Source organism: Pseudomonas sp. HMSC065H01 (assembly GCF_001815235.1).
Classification (GTDB): domain Bacteria; phylum Pseudomonadota; class Gammaproteobacteria; order Pseudomonadales; family Pseudomonadaceae; genus Pseudomonas; species Pseudomonas aeruginosa.
Map to the genome: position 1 here is coordinate 144,292 of NZ_KV819855.1, position 16,079 is coordinate 160,370.

General features: G+C 67.4%; 16 protein-coding genes. 12 read left to right on the plus strand and 4 right to left on the minus strand.

The window, feature by feature from the left end; translation table 11 throughout:
* Position 1 precedes the first annotated feature (1 nt).
* The 9 genes from cyoC (at position 2) to HMPREF3014_RS06340 (ending at position 9,573) form a co-directional block, all read left to right on the plus strand.
* Entirely contained in the window at positions 2-631 is a 630-nt protein-coding gene (gene cyoC / locus HMPREF3014_RS06300) for a cytochrome o ubiquinol oxidase subunit III (protein ID WP_003086858.1), read from the plus strand.
* Positions 631-966 carry a cytochrome o ubiquinol oxidase subunit IV gene (gene cyoD / locus HMPREF3014_RS06305; protein ID WP_003109258.1) on the plus strand — a complete coding sequence of 112 codons (336 nt, stop codon included), beginning with the start codon at positions 631-633 and terminating at the stop codon, positions 964-966. Before cyoC ends, cyoD begins: the two co-directional genes overlap by 1 nt.
* Before the next feature lie 10 nt (positions 967-976).
* Entirely contained in the window at positions 977-1,867 is an 891-nt protein-coding gene (gene cyoE / locus HMPREF3014_RS06310; RefSeq protein WP_003082726.1) for a heme o synthase, read from the plus strand.
* Positions 1,868-2,104: 237 nt separating this feature from the next.
* The gene (locus HMPREF3014_RS06315) at positions 2,105-4,303 is read left to right on the plus strand and encodes a TonB-dependent receptor (RefSeq protein ID WP_003082728.1); all 2,199 of its coding nucleotides are present in this window, start codon (positions 2,105-2,107) and stop codon (positions 4,301-4,303) included.
* A 128-nt stretch (positions 4,304-4,431) separates the two neighbouring features.
* The gene (locus tag HMPREF3014_RS06320) at positions 4,432-4,764 is read left to right on the plus strand and encodes an ElaB/YgaM/YqjD family protein (protein WP_003082731.1); all 333 of its coding nucleotides are present in this window, start codon (positions 4,432-4,434) and stop codon (positions 4,762-4,764) included.
* A gap of 59 nt (positions 4,765-4,823) precedes the next feature.
* A complete protein-coding gene (locus HMPREF3014_RS06325; protein WP_003082734.1) occupies positions 4,824-5,336 on the plus strand; it encodes a prealbumin-like fold domain-containing protein in 513 nt (170 codons plus the stop codon).
* A gap of 265 nt (positions 5,337-5,601) precedes the next feature.
* Positions 5,602-6,009 carry a YybH family protein gene (locus HMPREF3014_RS06330; RefSeq protein ID WP_003082737.1) on the plus strand — a complete coding sequence of 136 codons (408 nt, stop codon included), beginning with the start codon at positions 5,602-5,604 and terminating at the stop codon, positions 6,007-6,009.
* On the plus strand, positions 6,006-7,553 hold the full coding sequence (gene ilvA, locus HMPREF3014_RS06335) for a threonine ammonia-lyase, biosynthetic (RefSeq protein WP_003082739.1): 1,548 nt from the start codon (positions 6,006-6,008) through the stop codon (positions 7,551-7,553). The genes HMPREF3014_RS06330 and ilvA overlap by 4 nt, the downstream gene beginning before the upstream one ends.
* A 91-nt stretch (positions 7,554-7,644) precedes the next feature.
* Positions 7,645-9,573, plus strand: coding sequence for a DNA/RNA non-specific endonuclease (locus HMPREF3014_RS06340; RefSeq protein ID WP_003116047.1), 1,929 nt, complete (start codon positions 7,645-7,647; stop codon positions 9,571-9,573).
* Positions 9,574-9,576: 3 nt separating this feature from the next.
* On the opposite strand, the gene HMPREF3014_RS06345 is transcribed toward HMPREF3014_RS06340, so the two are convergent.
* Positions 9,577-10,485, minus strand: a complete 909-nt coding sequence (locus HMPREF3014_RS06345) for a LysR family transcriptional regulator (protein WP_003112374.1) — start codon at positions 10,483-10,485, stop codon at positions 9,577-9,579.
* A gap of 84 nt (positions 10,486-10,569) precedes the next feature.
* Here HMPREF3014_RS06345 and HMPREF3014_RS06350 point away from each other — a divergent pair, with 84 nt between their 5' ends.
* Positions 10,570-11,001, plus strand: a complete 432-nt coding sequence (locus HMPREF3014_RS06350; protein ID WP_003082743.1) for a GlcG/HbpS family heme-binding protein — start codon at positions 10,570-10,572, stop codon at positions 10,999-11,001.
* A 5-nt stretch (positions 11,002-11,006) separates the two neighbouring features.
* Positions 11,007-11,786, plus strand: coding sequence for an SDR family oxidoreductase (locus HMPREF3014_RS06355; protein WP_003109252.1), 780 nt, complete (start codon positions 11,007-11,009; stop codon positions 11,784-11,786).
* A gap of 55 nt (positions 11,787-11,841) precedes the next feature.
* On the opposite strand, the gene HMPREF3014_RS06360 is transcribed toward HMPREF3014_RS06355, so the two are convergent.
* Complete coding sequence (locus HMPREF3014_RS06360; protein WP_003082751.1) at positions 11,842-13,389, minus strand: TerC family protein; 1,548 nt, start codon at positions 13,387-13,389, stop codon at positions 11,842-11,844.
* A 325-nt stretch (positions 13,390-13,714) separates the two neighbouring features.
* Here HMPREF3014_RS06360 and HMPREF3014_RS06365 point away from each other — a divergent pair, with 325 nt between their 5' ends.
* Positions 13,715-14,338 (plus strand): class I SAM-dependent DNA methyltransferase, encoded by a 624-nt coding sequence (locus HMPREF3014_RS06365; RefSeq protein ID WP_003449511.1) that lies wholly within the window; start codon positions 13,715-13,717, stop codon positions 14,336-14,338.
* A 5-nt stretch (positions 14,339-14,343) separates the two neighbouring features.
* Here the strand turns inward: HMPREF3014_RS06365 and HMPREF3014_RS06370 are convergent, their stop codons facing one another.
* Both HMPREF3014_RS06370 and HMPREF3014_RS06375 read right to left on the minus strand, forming a co-directional pair.
* The gene (locus HMPREF3014_RS06370; protein WP_003086874.1) at positions 14,344-14,550 is read right to left on the minus strand and encodes a hypothetical protein; all 207 of its coding nucleotides are present in this window, start codon (positions 14,548-14,550) and stop codon (positions 14,344-14,346) included.
* A 194-nt stretch (positions 14,551-14,744) separates the two neighbouring features.
* Positions 14,745-15,857, minus strand: coding sequence for an alkene reductase (locus tag HMPREF3014_RS06375; protein ID WP_023087634.1), 1,113 nt, complete (start codon positions 15,855-15,857; stop codon positions 14,745-14,747).
* Between the last annotated feature and the right edge of the window lie 222 nt (positions 15,858-16,079).

Consider the following 16,079-nt stretch of genomic DNA (forward strand, 5'->3'; position numbering starts at 1 on the left):
CATGTCGACGGCAGTATTGAACAAGCATCTGGCCGACGCCCACGAAGTGGGCCACGACCACGATCATGCACACGATAGCGGCGGCAACACCGTATTCGGTTTCTGGCTCTACCTGATGACCGACTGCGTGCTGTTCGCCAGCGTCTTCGCCACCTACGCGGTGCTGGTTCACCACACCGCCGGCGGCCCCAGCGGCAAGGACATCTTCGAGCTGCCCTACGTGCTGGTGGAAACCGCCATCCTGCTGGTTTCCAGCTGCACCTACGGCCTGGCCATGCTCTCTGCGCACAAGGGCGCCAAGGGCCAGGCGATCGCCTGGCTCGGGGTCACCTTCCTGCTCGGCGCCGCGTTCATCGGGATGGAGATCAACGAGTTCCACCACCTGATCGCCGAAGGTTTCGGCCCGAGCCGCAGCGCCTTCCTGTCGTCCTTCTTCACCCTGGTCGGCATGCACGGCCTGCACGTCAGCGCCGGTCTGCTGTGGATGCTGGTGCTGATGGCGCAGATCTGGACCCGCGGCCTCACCGCGCAGAACAACACCCGGATGATGTGCCTGAGCCTGTTCTGGCACTTCCTCGACATCGTCTGGATCTGCGTCTTCACCGTCGTCTACCTGATGGGGGCCCTGTAATGAGCAGCGCTGCACACGACAACCACGGCGCCGGCCACGGCAGCCTGGGTTCCTACGCGATCGGCTTCGTGCTCTCGGTGATCCTCACCGCGATCCCGTTCTACATGGTCATGGACGGCGGCTTCTCGCGCCACGCGACCATCCTCACCATGGTCGTCCTCGGCCTGGTGCAGGTGGTGGTGCACCTGATCTGCTTCCTGCACATGAACATGTCGTCGGAAGGGCGCTGGAACGTGATGGCGTTCATCTTCACGGTGATCGTCATCCTGCTGGTGGTCGGTCTCTCGCTGTGGATCATCTTCAGCGCCGACATGCTGATGATGCCGATGCCCTGAGGGCCATGACGTGAAGCTGAAACGCTATCTCCTGGTGGCCAAGCCAGGAATCATCTTCGGCAACCTGATCGCGGTGGCGGGGGGATACTTCCTCGCCGCCCGCGGCAGCGTCGAGCCGATGCTGTTGCTGGCCACGGTCATCGGCCTGTCGCTGGTGGTCGCCAGTGGGTGCGTGCTGAACAACTGCATCGACCGCGACATCGACCGGCACATGGAGCGGACCCGCGGGCGGGTCACCGTGACCGGGCAGATCTCGCTGAAGGCTGCCCTGGCCCACGGCCTGGTCCTCGGGGTCGCCGGCTTCGGCCTGCTGTGGTGGCGGACCAACCCGCTGACCACCGCGCTGGCCGGCTTCGGCTACTTCGTCTACGTCGGCCTGTACAGCCTGTGGTTCAAGCGTCGTTCGCAGTACGGCACGCTGGTCGGCAGCCTCTCCGGGGCGATGCCGCCGGTGGTCGGCTACTGCGCGGTGAGCGGCCAGTTCGACGCCGGCGCCGCCTCGCTGCTGGCGATCTTCTGCCTGTGGCAGATGCCGCACTCCTATGCCATCGCCATCTTCCGCCTGAAGGACTACGAGGCGGCTGGCATCCCGGTGCTGCCGGTGGCGCGCGGCATCGCGGTGACCAAGATCCACATCGTGCTCTACATCCTCGCCTTCATGGCGGCGACCCTCGCCTTGTGCCTGGGCGGCTACGCCGGCTACGGCTACCTGCTGGTGGCGGTGGCGGTGAGCCTGTGGTGGCTGGCCATCGCCCTGACCGGCTACTGGACCGCCGACGACCGGGTCTGGGCGCGCAAGCTGTTCGCCTTCTCCATCGTCGCCATCACCGCGCTGAGCGTGATGATGTCCATCGACTTCCAGGTGGCGCCCGCCACCCATCTGGTCGCCTCGCTGTTCTGAGGCGACACGCTTTAGGGAAGCCCCGCCGGTCGATTGGCGGGGCTTTTTTTTGTCTGCGCGATGGCAGGGATGCGGTCGCCGCCTGGCAGAAGGGCCGCGCGGCGAGCCCTCTGTTCCGGGACTCTGCCGTTGGTTATCAGATTTTTCCGGGAGCTTTTTCGGAGCTGTCCGGCTTGTGGAAAAAACCCTCCATCAATCAAATGCCAATGATTCTCAATAACCAAGATGGAGTACTTCATGGATCGTCGCAACGAGCCGTCCCCCTTGCCCACCAAACGCCCGCTGGCGCCGCTGATGCTATTGATGGCCGCCTGCTCCTCGCCGGCCCTGGCCGAGGACGCGGCGCGCAAGGACGATCCCCTGGAACTGGGAGCCGACACGGTCACCGGCGAGCAGGCGTCGTCCAGGGTCGAACGCTCGGCCTCGGCCAAGTACGCCGTGCCGCTGCTGGATACCCCGCAGACCGTCACGGTGGTGCCGCAAAAGGTGATCCAGGAGCAGAACGCCCTGAGCCTGCGCCAGGTGCTGTCCAACGTCTCCGGCATCACCTTCAACGCCGGCGAGGGCGGCGGCGGTTCCGGCGACAGCATCAACATCCGCGGCTTCAGCGCCAACGCCAACATGCAGGTGGACGGGCTGCGCGACAGCGCCCAGACCAGCCGCAGCGACCTGTTCAACCTGGAGGCGGTGGAAGTGATCAAGGGACCGAACTCGGTGTTCGGCGGCGCCGGCACCAGCGGCGGCAGCATCAACATGGTCAGCAAGCAGCCCAAGGCCGAAGCCTTCACCCACCTGGGCGCCGGGCTGGGCACGGACCGCTACCGGCGCCTGACCCTGGACACCAACCAGCCGCTGGAAGGGCTTGGCGAATCGACCGCCTTCCGCCTCAACCTCATGGCCCACCACAACGACGTCGCCGGGCGCGAACAGATCGACAAGCAGCGCTGGGGCATCGCGCCATCCCTGACCTTCGGCCTGGACACCCCGACCCGCCTGACCCTGAGCTACTTCCACCAGCGCGACGACAACCTTCCCGACTATGGCGTGCCGGCGCTGAACGGGCGCAAGCTGGACGGCGTCAGCCGCCACGATTATTTCGGCTGGCGCAACCTGGACGAGGAACGGATCGACAACGACGTCGCCACCCTCAAGCTCGAACACGATTTCAGCGACGACTTCCAGTTGCAGAACCTCATCCGCTATTCCCACCTGCATCGGGACACGGTGATCTCCGCCTCCCACGTCAACCAGAAGGGCCTGCCGCCGGGTCGCTACCTGCCGGCGGGACCGCAAGCCTACGGGCGCGATTCGAAGACGCGGATGTGGATCAACCAGACCAACCTCACCGGCCGCTTCGATACCTTCGGCCTGGCGCATACGCTGATCGGCGGCTTCGAGCTGTCCCGCGAGACCTACGACCGCACCACCTACTCCTACAACCTGGGCAAGTTCTACCCGGCCAACGGCTTCGACCTGCACAACCCGCCGGGCTACTGGAACGGCCCCACCGACAAGCGCGACAGCGCGCGCAACCGGACCGAACTGGAGGTCAAGGCGCTGTACGCCTTCGACACCATCGCCCTGGACGAGCGCTGGGACCTCAGCCTGGGCCTGCGCTACGACTGGATCGACGGCACCTCGCGGAGCACGCCCTCAGGCAAGCCGACGGTGCGCGCCGACAGTTCCGACGGCAAGCTGAGCACACGGGCGGGGCTGGTATTCAAGCCGCTGGAGAACGGGCGGGTGTACTTCTCCTACGGCACCTCCTTCAACCCCTCGGCGGAACACCTGGTCACCACCGGCTCGGGCGTGACCGAGGCGACCGGAGGCCTGGCGCCGGAGAAGAACAGTACCTACGAGCTGGGCACCAAGTGGGAGTTCCTCGGACGGCGCCTGGAGCTGGACGCGGCGCTGTTCCAGGTGAAGAAGGAGGACGCTCGCGAACGCCTGGCCGACGGCAGCTACGTGCTTGCCGGCGAACAGCGCGTGCGTGGCCTGGAGCTGAGCGCCAGCGGCAAGCTGAACGAGCACTGGGACCTCTTCGCCACCTACACCTACCTCGACAGCGAAACCCTGAAATCCAGCAACCCGCAGCGTGAGGGGCAGGCCCTGGGCAATACCCCGCCGCGCTCGTTGAGCCTCTGGAGCACCTACGAACTGCCCGAGGGCGTGACCCTGGGCTATGGCGCACGCTACGTCAGCCAGCGCAACGTCACCTCGGTGGACAACGGCAAGCTGGATGCCTACTGGGTGCACAACATGATGCTCGGCTACCAGGCGACGCGCGACCTGAAACTGCAACTCAACCTCGACAACCTGTTCGACAAGGCCTACGTCGAGCGGGTGCGCCAGGTGTACGGCAACCAGTCGCGCTCCTCGGCCATCGAGTATGGCGACGGTCGCACGGCGATTCTTTCGGCGATCTACGCGTTCTGACGGCAGGCAGGCCATGGAAGCCGGCGCCCACTGCCTGGGCGCCGGTTCTTCCCGGCGATTTCCTCTGAACTTTTTCACTGCGGCGCCTATCAACTCCTTTGCAAGTCATTTTTCAGGGAGCCTCTTCGATGGCACGCAAAAACGCAGTGAAAGACAACCTCGAGCAGATCCAGCACCAGAGCTACAGCGAGCTGCAGGAACTGCTCTCCGAAGCCAACAGCATGCTCGCCGACAGCGCCGCCTTCGCCGGCGACAAGGCCGATAGCGCCCGTGCGCGGATCGGCGCGCTGCTGGAGAAGGCCAACGATGCCCTCGGCAAGGGCGGTAGCGCCGTGGCCGAACGCAGCCGCCACGCGGTGGATGCGACGGAAAGCTATATCGGCGCCAATCCCTGGCAGACCGTGGCCATCACCACCGCGGTGGGCCTGCTCGCCGGCTTCCTGCTCGGGCGTCGCTCCTGAGCACGCGGTCGGTGCCGCACAACGGACTCGTTACCTTCGCTTGAAAAAAGGAATTGCCCATGCTTTCGATCAAGAAGAACCTCGGCCTCCTGGCCATGACCGTGGCCCTGGCGGCCTGCGCCTCCAATCCCAACGACCTGCCGGATTTCCCGGAGCATGAATACGCGGCGACCCAGCAGGTGGGAGAGGGCGTGATCAACGGCGACCTGTACCTGACCAGCGCGTCGGGTGCGATCCAGAAGGGGACCAACACCAAGGTCACCCTGGAGCCTGCGACCAGCTACATGAAGGCCTACTACGCGAAGTTCGGCAACCTTGATGCCGCCAAGCGCGACCCCGACGTGCAACCGCCGGTGCTCGACCCGCGACGCGCCACCTACGTGCGCGAGGCGACCACCGACCAGAACGGTCGCTTCGACTTCGACCACATCCCCAACGGCACCTACTACATTTCCAGCGAGCTGACCTGGAGCGCCCAGAGCGATGGCAAGACCATCACCGAGGGCGGCACCGTCACCAAGCTGGTCACCGTGAGCGGCTCGCAGCCGCAGAAGGTGCTGCTGACCCGCTGACCTCCGGCGGTGTTCGGCCAAAACGGCAAGCCCCTGCCATCGCGGCAGGGGCTTTTTCCTGCCGGCGCGGCCGGACCGCTTGACAGCCAACGGGCCTGCGCCGTAGTTTCGATACCCATGACCTTCGCGACCCTGCTTACCCGCCGCAGCATTATTACCGCCATTCCAGCTATGGCGGGTTAGCCAGCGTCCACTCCGAACCCGCCCTCGAGGCGGGTTCTTCGTTCTGTCTCCTGGGCCAAAACCACCGAACCGGGAGAACAGCATGCAGCACCAGACCCTCCAGAACCTCGTTGGCCGGGCCGACGCCCTGATCAATGCCGGGCAGTTCGATGCCCTGATGGATTTCTATTGCGACGACGCCACCCTGGTGGTCAAGCCGGGCCTCAACGCCTGCGGCAAGGCGCAGATCCGCCAGGCGTTCGACGCCATCGCCCGGCACTTCGAGCACAGCCTGCGAGTGCGCCAGCACGACCTGCGGGTGATCGAGGCGGGAGATACGGCGCTGGTCATGGCCGAGGCGGTGATCGAGTCGAAGGCCGGACGCCTGCAACGTCGGGCCACCTACGTGTTCCGCCAGGAGGCCGATGGCCAGTGGCGCTGCGCGGTGGACAACTCCTACGGCACCGACCTGCTGGCCTCGGTGGCGGCGAGCGCGGAGGCCAGCCGATGAGCGCCTCGACCCTCAGCGCAAGCAAACCCCTGCTGGCCGGCTACGTGGAAAGCATCCTGGCCGCGCCGGTGTACGACGTCGCCGTGGAAACCCCCTTGCAGGTCGCGCCGCAGTTGTCCCAGCGCCTGGGCAACCGGGTGCTGCTCAAGCGCGAGGACCTGCAGCCGGTGTTCTCCTTCAAGATCCGCGGCGCCTACACCCGTGTCGCGCGCCTGAGCGACGAGCAGAAGGCCCGCGGGGTGATCACCGCCTCCGCCGGCAACCATGCCCAGGGCCTGGCCCTGGCGGCGCAGCGCCTGGGCGTGCGGGCGGTGATCGTGATGCCGCGCACCACTCCCGAACTCAAGGTCAAGGGCGTGCTGGCACGCGGCGGCGAGGCGTTGCTGCACGGCGACGCCTTCCCCGATGCGCTGGCCCATGCCCTGCAACTGGCCGAGCGCGAAGGCATGACCTTCGTCCCACCCTACGACGATCCGGACGTGATCGCCGGACAGGGCACGGTGGCGATGGAGATCCTCCGCCAGCACAGCGGCCGCCTCGACGCGATCTTCGTGCCGGTCGGCGGCGGCAGCCTGATCGCCGGGATCGCCGCCTACGTCAAGCACCTGCGTCCGGATATTCGCGTGATCGGCGTCGAGCCGGAGGATTCCAACTGCCTGCAGGCGGCGCTGGCCGCCGGCGAACGGGTGGTGCTGGGCCAGGTCGGGCTGTTCGCCGACGGGGTGGCGGTGGCGCAGATCGGCGCTTGCAACTTCGAGGTCTGCAAGGACCATGTCGACGAGGTGATCACCGTCGGCAGCGACGAAATCTGCGCGGCGATCAAGGACATCTACGACGACACCCGTTCGATCACCGAGCCGGCCGGCGCCCTGGCCGTAGCGGGGATCAAGAAGTACGTGGCCCGCGAACGCACCGAGGGGCAGACCCTGGTGGCCATCGACTCCGGTGCCAACATCAACTTCGACCGCCTGCGCCACGTTGCCGAGCGCGCCGAACTGGGCGAACAGCGCGAAGCGATCATCGCCGTCACCGTGGCCGAGCGGCCGGGCAGCTTCAAGGCCTTCTGCGCGGCGCTGGGCCGGCGCCAGATCACCGAGTTCAACTACCGCTACCACAGCGACCGCCAGGCCCACCTGTTCGTCGGCGTGCAGACCCATCCGCTCACCGACAGCCGCGCCGACCTGCTCGCCGGCCTGCGCGAGCAGGGCTTCCCGGTACTCGACCTGACCGACAACGAGATGGCCAAGCTGCACATCCGCCACATGGTCGGCGGCCACGGTACCGAGGTGCGCCGCGAGCGGCTGTTCCGCTTCGAGTTTCCCGAACGCCCCGGGGCCTTGCTGAACTTCCTCGACAAGCTCGGCTCGCGCTGGAACATCAGCCTGTTCCACTACCGCAACCACGGCGCCGCCGACGGTCGGGTGCTGGCCGGATTGCAGGTGCCGGACGAGGAGCGCGGCGAGCTGGAGGCGGCGTTGCAAGCCATCGGCTATCCGTACTGGGAGGAAACCCACAACCCGGCCTACCGGCTGTTCGCCGGTTGAGCTGCGCGGCGGTGCGCCAGCGGGACATGGCCCTGTCATGTCCCTCGGCTAGACTCCTGCCAGGGATATCCGCCCAGCGAGGGACATGGCCATGCGCAAGCGCAACCCCCGGCGGGCCACGCCGGAAGAACTGCGGGTCTGCTCGGTACTGAAGGAAAAGGGCACCCGCGAGGAACTCGCCCACCTCGCCGCCCGCGGTGAGTGGAGCAACGTGCCGGCGTACAACGCCAGCCGCGAGCAGATCGCCGACCACCTGGGCAAGAGCGTGTCGCCGGAATCCGACGCCTCGTTCTTCGACTCGCGGCGCTTCAGCGAGGCGATCGTCCTGCTCAAGAGCCGGCCGGTGCTGCTGGTGAAGAACGGTATCTTCGACGAAGCGCCGCTGGCCGGCCTGGAGCAGCGCCTGAAGAAGCATCGCGCCGCGCTGGCCACGCCGATCCGCTCGGTCGGTCGGCTGGAACTGATCGACCACGACAGCATGGACTGGTGCGGTACCGGCTGGCGCATCGAGGACGACCTGATCGTCACCAACCGGCATGTCGCCAGCCTGTTCGCCGAGCGCCAGGGCAGCCTGTTCCGCTTCCGTCTCAACCAGGCCGGCAAGCAGGTGCGCACCCGCGTGGACTTCCGCGAGGAATACCGCCAGCCGGAAAGCGACGAGCATGTGATCGCGCGGGTCCTGTGGATCGCCCCGGACGTCTCCGAGGCGCCGGACATGGCGATCCTCCAGGTAGTGAAGGGCGACCTGCTGCCGCCGCCGCTGGTCCTCGCGCGCCAGGATGCCGAGCCGCGCCAGGCGGTGGCGGTGGTCGGCTATCCGGCGCGCGACAGCCGCAACGACGCCGGGGCGATGGAAGATATCTTCGGCAACATCTACGACGTCAAGCGCTTCGCTCCCGGCGAAGTCGTGGGATTGCCCCATGACGCCTGGTACCTGACCCACGACTGCTCGACCCTGGGCGGCAATTCCGGCTCGGCGGTGCTTTCGATCGACGGCGGCGAGGTGGTCGGCCTGCACTTCGGCGGCCAGTTCCGCAAGACCAACTATGCGGTGAAGGCCAGCGTGATCCGCAGCCTGCTGGCGCGTCGCGCCTGGGTGCCGGTGGCCGGGGCGGAGCTGAAGCGCGGCGTGCCGCGCTTCCAGGAAAAGCAGCGCAGCGTCGCCGACCTGGCCGAGCGCAAGGGTTTCGACGAGGCCTTCCTCGGGCCGAAGGCGGCCTTGCCCAAGCCGGGCAAGAGCCACCAGGTGCTGCCGGTGGGCAAGGGCACGCGCCTGGACTATCTGCATTTCTCGGTGGTGATGAGCGCCAGCCGGCGCTTGCCGATCCTCACCGCGGTGAATATCGACGGCGCGCTCAAGCGTTCGCTCAAGCGCAAGGATTCCTGGGGCTTCGACCCGCGCATCGAGGCGGCCGCGCAGGTCGGACACAAGGACTTCTACGGCCCGGCTTCGTTCGACAAGGGCCACATGGTGCGTCGCGAGGATCCCGGCTGGGGCGACAGCGATGCCGTCGCCCGGCAGGCTGAGGACGACACCTTCGTCTACACCAACGCGGTGCCCCAGGTGGCGCAGCTCAACCAGCGCAGCTGGCTGTCGCTGGAGGACTACGTGCTGCAGAACGCCAGGAGCGAGGGCTTCCGCATCTCGGTGTTCACCGGCCCGGTGTTCCGCGACGACGATCCGCTCTACCAGGGCGTGCAGGTGCCGCTGGAGTTCTGGAAGGTGGTGGCGATGATCGACGCCGACAGCGGCGAACTGGGAGTGTCCGCCTACCTGCTGGGGCAGGAAGGGATGATGCCCAGCGAAGGCTTCCGCTACGGTGCGTTCAAGACCTACCAGGTGCCGTTGGCGAAGGTCGAGGCCAGCGCCGACCTGCGTTTCTCCAGCGCCCTGCGCAAGGCCGACGTGCTCGCCGGCACGCCGCTGGAGGAGGCGCTGGAAAGCGGTCGCTTCATCGAGATCGACGGACCGGACGACCTCCTGCTGAGCCGGCCGGGGCCGGCCGGCAAGGGCCGCTGAGGTTCAGGCCGGCTGCCGCCACTCGCGTAGCAGTTCGATGAAGGCGCGCAGCTTGGCCGGTACGTGGCGGCGGTTCAGGTAATACAGCCACATCGGCGGCAGCGGCAGGCAACTGCCAGGCAGCACTTCCACCAGGCGCCCGGCGGCGAGGTCCGCGGCGACCCGCTCGCGGATGAATGCCTGGGCGATCCCTGCGCCGGCGCGGGCCGCCTCGATGATCGCCTCGGTGTCGGTGCTGACGAAGCGTGCCGGCAGGTCCACTTCCAGTTCCCGCCCGTCTTCCCGCAAGCGCCACTTGTGCAGGCGGCCGCTGCGCGGGAAACGGAAGCGCACGGCGGCATGCCCATCGAGGTCGGCGACGCTGGCCGGCGTACCGTACTCGGCGAGGTAGGCCGGAGTGGCCACCAGCAGGCACGCCAGCGGCGCTGTCAGTTGCACCCCGACCATGCCCGGCTGCAGGGCGTCGGCCAGGCGGATGCCGGCATCCAGTCGTTCCCTGACGATATCCACCAACTGGTCCTCGTAGCGGATCTCCAGTTGTACCTTCGGGTAGCGTCGCACGAACTCGTTGAGCATCGGTGCGATCACCAGGTTCTTCGCCAGGTGCAGGGCGCTGATGCGCAGCTGCCCGGAGGGTTCCGCGAGGCTTTCGCCGAGCGCTTCGCGGGCGCGCACCAGGTCGCGGTAGGGCTGTTCGGTCTGTTCGTGGTAGCGCTGCCCGGCCTCGCTCAGGCTGACCCCGCGGGTGGTGCGGTGGAACAGCTTGAGACGCAGCTCGGCTTCCAGTTGGTTGATCGCCTGGCTCACCGCTGCCGGCGTCACCCCGAGCAGGGCGGCGGCGCGGGTGAAGCTGCCGGTGTCGGCGACCTGCCTGAAGACATGCAGGCCGGCGAGGGGATCGCGTCGATTCATTGTTAGAAAAACTTGAAAGTCTACGTAGGAGAAGGCCGGTTCTGTTAAAGCTTCGACCTTTCTAGACTGGCCCGCAAGCACTCGATGAGGACGCCGGCCATGTCTACCCACCTGTCTCTGCAACATGCCCAACGCTGCATCGCGGCGGCCATTGCCGAAGCGCAGCGGCAGCGCCTGGCGGTCTGCGTCGCGGTGGTCGACGCCCATGCCAACCTGCTGGCGTTCGTACGGATGGACGATAGCGTTCCCGGTGCCATCGACCTGGCCCAGCGCAAGGCGCGCAGCGCCGCGCTGTTCCGCCTGCCCAGCGGCGAGCTGGGCCGACTCGCCGGGCCGGGCCAGCCGTTGTGGAGCATCGAGCAGAGCAACGGCGGGCTGGCCTGCTTCGCCGGCGGCATGCCGCTGGGCGATGCCGGCGGTTCCTGCCTGGGTGGCGTCGGCGTCTCCGGCGCCAGCGCGGCCCAGGACCAATCCATCGCCGAGGCCGCCGTGGCCATGGCAACAATCCAGAGGTAATCGAGATGAAACAGAAGCGAATCCTGGTGACCGGGGCCGGCAGCGGCTTCGGTCGGGAAGTGGCGTTGCGCCTGGCCGCCCGCGGCCATCGGACGATCGCCGGCGTGCGCGGCGCCGGGCAGGCCGCCGACCTGCGCGAAGAGGCCGGGCGACGTGGCGTCCCGCTGCGGGTGGAAACCCTCGACATCACCGTCGCCGCCGATCGCGAACGCGCCTGGGAATGGGATATCGACGTGCTGCTGAACAACGCCGGCAGCGCCGAGGCCGGGGCCAGCGCGGAGATCCCGCTGGAACTGGTGCGCGCGCTGTTCGAGACCAACGTGTTCGCCAACCTGGAACTGACCCAGGGTTTCGTCCGGCGCATGGTCGAGCAGAAGCGTGGCGGCAAGGTGCTCTTCGTGTCGTCCATCGCCGGCCTGATCACCGGACCCTATACCGGCCCCTACTGCGCCTCCAAGCATGCCCTGGAGGCCTTCGCCGAGGCCCTGCATGCCGAACTGAAGCCGTTCGGCATCCAGGTTGGCACCATCAATCCCGGCCCGTACCAGACCGGCTTCAACGATCGCATGATGGAAACCTGGAAACGCTGGTACGACCCGCAGCGCCACTTCACCGACCACAGCGGCGTGCGCTTTCCCTTCGAGCAGTACGATCCGGAGGAAATGATCGCGCGGATGGTCGAGCTGGCCGAGGCCGACGAAGGACCGTTCCGCACCCTGTTGCCGGAAGCTTTCGTCGAGGTGGTCAAGGACGAGCAGGCGCAGGCCTGGCAGCGCCGCCTGTAGCGGTCTGCCGCTGCGCCGGGGAGGGCGGCGGCCGGATCGGCGGCCGCCGCTTCGCTCAGCCCCTGCGCAGCAGGACCCGGGTCACCCGGCGTTCTTCCACTTCCACCACCCGCAGTTCCCAGTCCTGCCACTGCAGGCGGTCGCCGATCACCGGCAGGCGGTCGAGCAGGCTCATCACCAGCCCGGCGAGGGTCTGGTAGTCCTCCGTGGCGCGCGCGTCGAACCCCACGCGTCGACGCACCTGGCTGAGGTTCATGGCACCGCTGACCAGGTAGCCGTCGTTCTCCTCGACCACGTCCGGACCGTCGATCTCGCTGGCGTCGGGCAGCTCGCCGGCGATGGATTCGAGAATGTCGGTCAGGGTCAGCAGGCCGATGAATTCGCCGAACTCGTTGACCACGAAGGCCACGTGGGTCGAGGCCTCGCGCATCTGCTCCAGGGCGTTGAGGATCGAGCAGTCCTGCAACAGGTTGAGCGGCTGGCGGGCCAGGCTTTCCAGGTCCGGCTGGGCGCCGGCGAGCAGCTCCTTGAGCAGTTCCTTCTTGTGCACGTAGCCCAGCGGCTCCTCGACGCGCCCGTCGCGCACCAGCGGCAGGCGCGAGTAGGACGATTCGAGCAGCGCCGCGCGGATCGCCTCGCGGCCGCTGTCGAGGTCGATGCAGTCGACCTCGGCGCGTACCGTCATCAGGCTGCGGATGGGCTTCTCGGCCAATTGCAGCACGCCGCTGATCATCACCCGCTCGCGGCGGTCGAAGACCACCTGGTCGTCGCCCTCCTCGAACAGGTCGGCGACTTCCTCGCCGACCTCGTCGGCCTCCAGGCGCTGGCCGCCGAGCAGGCGCAGCACCGCATGGGCGGTACGCGCGCGCAGCGGGCGGTGGCCCTGCAGGCTCTTCTTGCGGCGCTTGCGGGCGACCTGGTTGAACACCTCGATGAGGATCGAGAAGCCGATGGCCGCGTACAGGTAGCCTTTCGGGATATGGAAGCCCAGGCCCTCGGCGGTCAGGCTGAAGCCGATCATCATCAGGAAGCCCAGGCACAGCATGATCACCGTCGGGTGACGATTGACGAAGCGGGTCAGCGGCTTGCTGGCGACGATCATCAGGCCGATGGAGACGATCACCGCGATCATCATCACTTCCAGGTGCTCGACCATGCCCACCGCGGTGATCACCGCGTCGAGCGAGAACACCGCGTCGAGCACCACGATCTGCGCGACGATCGGCCAGAACAGCGCGTAGGTCTTGTTGCCGGCGTGCTGGGCGACATGGCCTTCGAGGCGTTCGTGCAGCTCCATGGTGGCCTTGAACAGCAGGAACACGCCACCGAACAGCATGATCAGGTCGCGGCCGGAGAAGCTCTTGCCGAATACCTCGAACAGCGGCTCGGTGAGGGTCACCATCCACGAGATGCTCGCCAGCAGGCCCAGGCGCATCAGCAGCGCCAGCGACAGGCCGAGGACCCGGGCGCGGTCGCGCAGGTGCGGCGGCAGCTTGTCGGCGAGGATCGCGATGAACACCAGGTTGTCGATGCCGAGGACGATCTCCAGCACGATCAGGGTCGCCAGGCCGAGCCAGGCAGTCGGGTCAGCTATCCATTCCATGTGCGCTTACCTCCCGGTCCGGCTGGCCGTCGCGCTGGCGCGACGCTGCACGGCGCGGCTGCGGCAGCCGGCGGTGACGGAGGGGGACGAGGCGAGGGATTCGGCGTCGAGGGGCGGACGCAGGTGGCGAAGGCGAAGCGGGGAGGGTTGTCCGGAAGGACGACTGGGGGGCTCCGAAAGGGTGGTCATGATGGCCATTGAGAGTCAAAGGGAAGTCGATCCTACTGTGTCGCGGGCCCTCGCCACAGCGGGAAACTATTACAAAACCTTAGGCGAAACCCGTGCCGGCGCTAGACTGGGCGGAACCCCGCCACTGCGAGCAGACATGAGCACCGAGGATTTCGACGCGATCACCGCCACCACCCTGGCCGACTACCAGCGCAACGCCGAAGGCTTCCGCGAGGGCACCCGCGGCCATGACGTGAGCCAGAACGTCGAGGCGCTGCTGCGCCATATCGACGGGTCGCCGCCGTACCGGATCCTCGATTTCGGCTGCGGTCCCGGGCGCGACCTGGCCACCTTCCGCCGCCTCGGCCACCAGCCGGTGGGACTCGAAGGCACGCCGCGCTTCGTCGAGATGGCCAGGGCCGACAGCGGTTGCGAGGTATGGCAACAGAATTTCCTGGCGCTGCGACTGCCGGCCGGGCACTTCGACGGCATCTTCGCCAACGCCAGCCTGTTCCATGTGCCCGGCAGCGCCTTGCCGCGGGTGCTCGGCGAACTCTTCGAAGCGCTGCGGCCGGGCGGCGTGCTGTTCAGCTCCAACCCGCGCGGCGACAACCGCGAGGGCTGGAATGGCCAACGCTACGGTGCCTACCACGATTACCCGGCCTGGAAACGCCTGCTGGAGGAAGCCGGTTTCGTCGAGCTGGAGCACTACTACCGGCCGCCGGGCCTGCCGCGCGAGCAGCAGCCCTGGCTGGCGAGCGTCTGGCGGCGCCCCGTCTGAAGGCGCTACAGGGTCTGCCGGTGCGGCGTGCCGAGCACGCTGCGGTACTGGTCGAGGCGCTTCGGCGAGAGGTCGCTGCGTTCCAGGCTGTCGAGGGCGTAGGACTTGATTTCGGCGTCGCTGTAGGGGCGTTCGACGCTGCGCGGCGGGTTGGCGCAACCGGCCAGGACGACCAGGCTGGCGGCCAGGGAGACGATCAGGGACTTGCTCATGGCGGATTCCTCGAAATGTTCCTCGATGCTATCGGTGGTCCCCCCTGTCCAGGAAATCAGGCCTATTAATAATGAATATCTGGCGAATTGAGTCTAGGTCCCGCCAGCCGTGGGTTCTAGTCGACCAAAGGCGAGGTTGTGGCGGCATGTTTCGCCAACCGGCCGCGCGCTCGCGGTCCGGTCGGCTAGGGGTTTCAACCGGCCGCCTGCGGCAGGCTCGGGTAGTCGGTGTAGCCGGCGGCGCCGCCACCGAAGTAGGTCGAGCGGTCGCCGTCGGCCAGCGCCAGGTCGTGCTCCAGGCGGTAGGGCAGGTCAGGGTTGGCGATGAACGGCCGGCCGAAGCCGATCAGGTCGGCCCAGCCCCTGGCCAGGGCTTCCTCGGCGCGCGCCTTGGTGTACATGCCGGAGTAGATCAGGCTGCCACGGTAGACGATGCGCAACGCTTCCTTGAACGCCGCCGACATGGCCGGGGCGTCTTCCCAGTCGGCCTCGGCGATGTGGATGTAGGCCACGCCGATCTCGTCCAGTAGCCGCGCCGCGGCCAGGTAGGTGGCTTGCGGGGTGTCGTCGACCGCGCCCTGCAGGGTGGTCAGCGGCGCCAGGCGCACGCCGATGCGCTCCCTGCCGACCACCGCGGTGACCGCCTCGGCGACTTCGCGGAGGAAGCGCAGGCGGTTCTCCAGCGAGCCGCCGTATTGGTCGTTGCGCGCATTGGCCTGGGAGTCGATGAACTGGTTGATCAGGTAGCCGTTGGCGCCGTGCAGTTCGACCCCGTCGAAGCCGGCGTCGAGGGCGTTGCGTGCGGCCTGGGCATAGTCGGCGACGATCTCCCGGATTTCCTCCACGGCCAGCGCGCGCGGCGCCGAGTGCTGGACCATCTCGCCGCCGCCGGCCTGCGCTCCGCGGCCTTGGGGATCGACGAAGACCTTCACGCCTTCGGCCACCAGCGCCGAGGAGGACACCGGGGCGGCGTTGCCCGGTTGCAGCGAGGTGTGCGAGACCCTGCCGACGTGCCAGAGCTGGGCGAAGATGCGCCCGCCGGCGGCGTGCACCGCGTCGGTGACCTGGCGCCAGCCGGCGACCTGCTCGGCGCTGTGGATGCCCGGCGTCCAGGCGTAGCCCTGGCCCTGCCGGCTGATCTGGGTGCCTTCGGAAACGATCAGGCCGGCGCCGGCGCGCTGGCTGTAGTACTCGGCCATCAGCGCGGTGGCGACTTCGCCACTGGCGGCGCGGGAACGGGTCATCGGCGGCATGACGATGCGATTGGGGAGGGTCAGGTGGCCAAGGGCATAGGGGCTGAACAGCATGATGGCGATCTCGCTCGTGAGGCCGGCCGCGGCGCGGCGTACTGGAAGAAGGTGGGCGCATTATTGGCGGAACGATTCGTGCGAAAAACCGCTGCCGGGGAAAATGACACTTGAGTTCAATTCATGAATGCCCGGATAGCGCGGGCGCACCGAGGGAGGAGGAATGGCCTATGACGCGCTGCGTCAGGCGGGTAGGGCGAATAACGCCCCCGGCGTTATCCG

What these genes read in the sequence shown, in the direction of transcription:
- HMPREF3014_RS06325 (WP_003082734.1), top strand. Translation starts at nt 4,824, where the DNA reads ATGCTTTCGATCAAGAAGAACCTCGGCCTCCTGGCCATGACCGTGGCC.
- ilvA (WP_003082739.1), top strand. Translation starts at nt 6,006, where the DNA reads ATGAGCGCCTCGACCCTCAGCGCAAGCAAACCCCTGCTGGCCGGCTAC.
- HMPREF3014_RS06355 (WP_003109252.1), top strand. Translation starts at nt 11,007, where the DNA reads ATGAAACAGAAGCGAATCCTGGTGACCGGGGCCGGCAGCGGCTTCGGT.
- HMPREF3014_RS06350 (WP_003082743.1), top strand. Translation starts at nt 10,570, where the DNA reads ATGAGGACGCCGGCCATGTCTACCCACCTGTCTCTGCAACATGCCCAA.
- HMPREF3014_RS06330 (WP_003082737.1), top strand. Translation starts at nt 5,602, where the DNA reads ATGCAGCACCAGACCCTCCAGAACCTCGTTGGCCGGGCCGACGCCCTG.
- HMPREF3014_RS06360 (WP_003082751.1), bottom strand. Translation starts at nt 13,389, where the DNA reads ATGGAATGGATAGCTGACCCGACTGCCTGGCTCGGCCTGGCGACCCTG.
- HMPREF3014_RS06370 (WP_003086874.1), bottom strand. Translation starts at nt 14,550, where the DNA reads ATGAGCAAGTCCCTGATCGTCTCCCTGGCCGCCAGCCTGGTCGTCCTG.
- cyoD (WP_003109258.1), top strand. Translation starts at nt 631, where the DNA reads ATGAGCAGCGCTGCACACGACAACCACGGCGCCGGCCACGGCAGCCTG.
- HMPREF3014_RS06315 (WP_003082728.1), top strand. Translation starts at nt 2,105, where the DNA reads ATGGATCGTCGCAACGAGCCGTCCCCCTTGCCCACCAAACGCCCGCTG.
- cyoC (WP_003086858.1), top strand. Translation starts at nt 2, where the DNA reads ATGTCGACGGCAGTATTGAACAAGCATCTGGCCGACGCCCACGAAGTG.
- HMPREF3014_RS06320 (WP_003082731.1), top strand. Translation starts at nt 4,432, where the DNA reads ATGGCACGCAAAAACGCAGTGAAAGACAACCTCGAGCAGATCCAGCAC.
- HMPREF3014_RS06340 (WP_003116047.1), top strand. Translation starts at nt 7,645, where the DNA reads ATGCGCAAGCGCAACCCCCGGCGGGCCACGCCGGAAGAACTGCGGGTC.
- HMPREF3014_RS06365 (WP_003449511.1), top strand. Translation starts at nt 13,715, where the DNA reads ATGAGCACCGAGGATTTCGACGCGATCACCGCCACCACCCTGGCCGAC.
- HMPREF3014_RS06345 (WP_003112374.1), bottom strand. Translation starts at nt 10,485, where the DNA reads ATGAATCGACGCGATCCCCTCGCCGGCCTGCATGTCTTCAGGCAGGTC.
- HMPREF3014_RS06375 (WP_023087634.1), bottom strand. Translation starts at nt 15,857, where the DNA reads ATGCTGTTCAGCCCCTATGCCCTTGGCCACCTGACCCTCCCCAATCGC.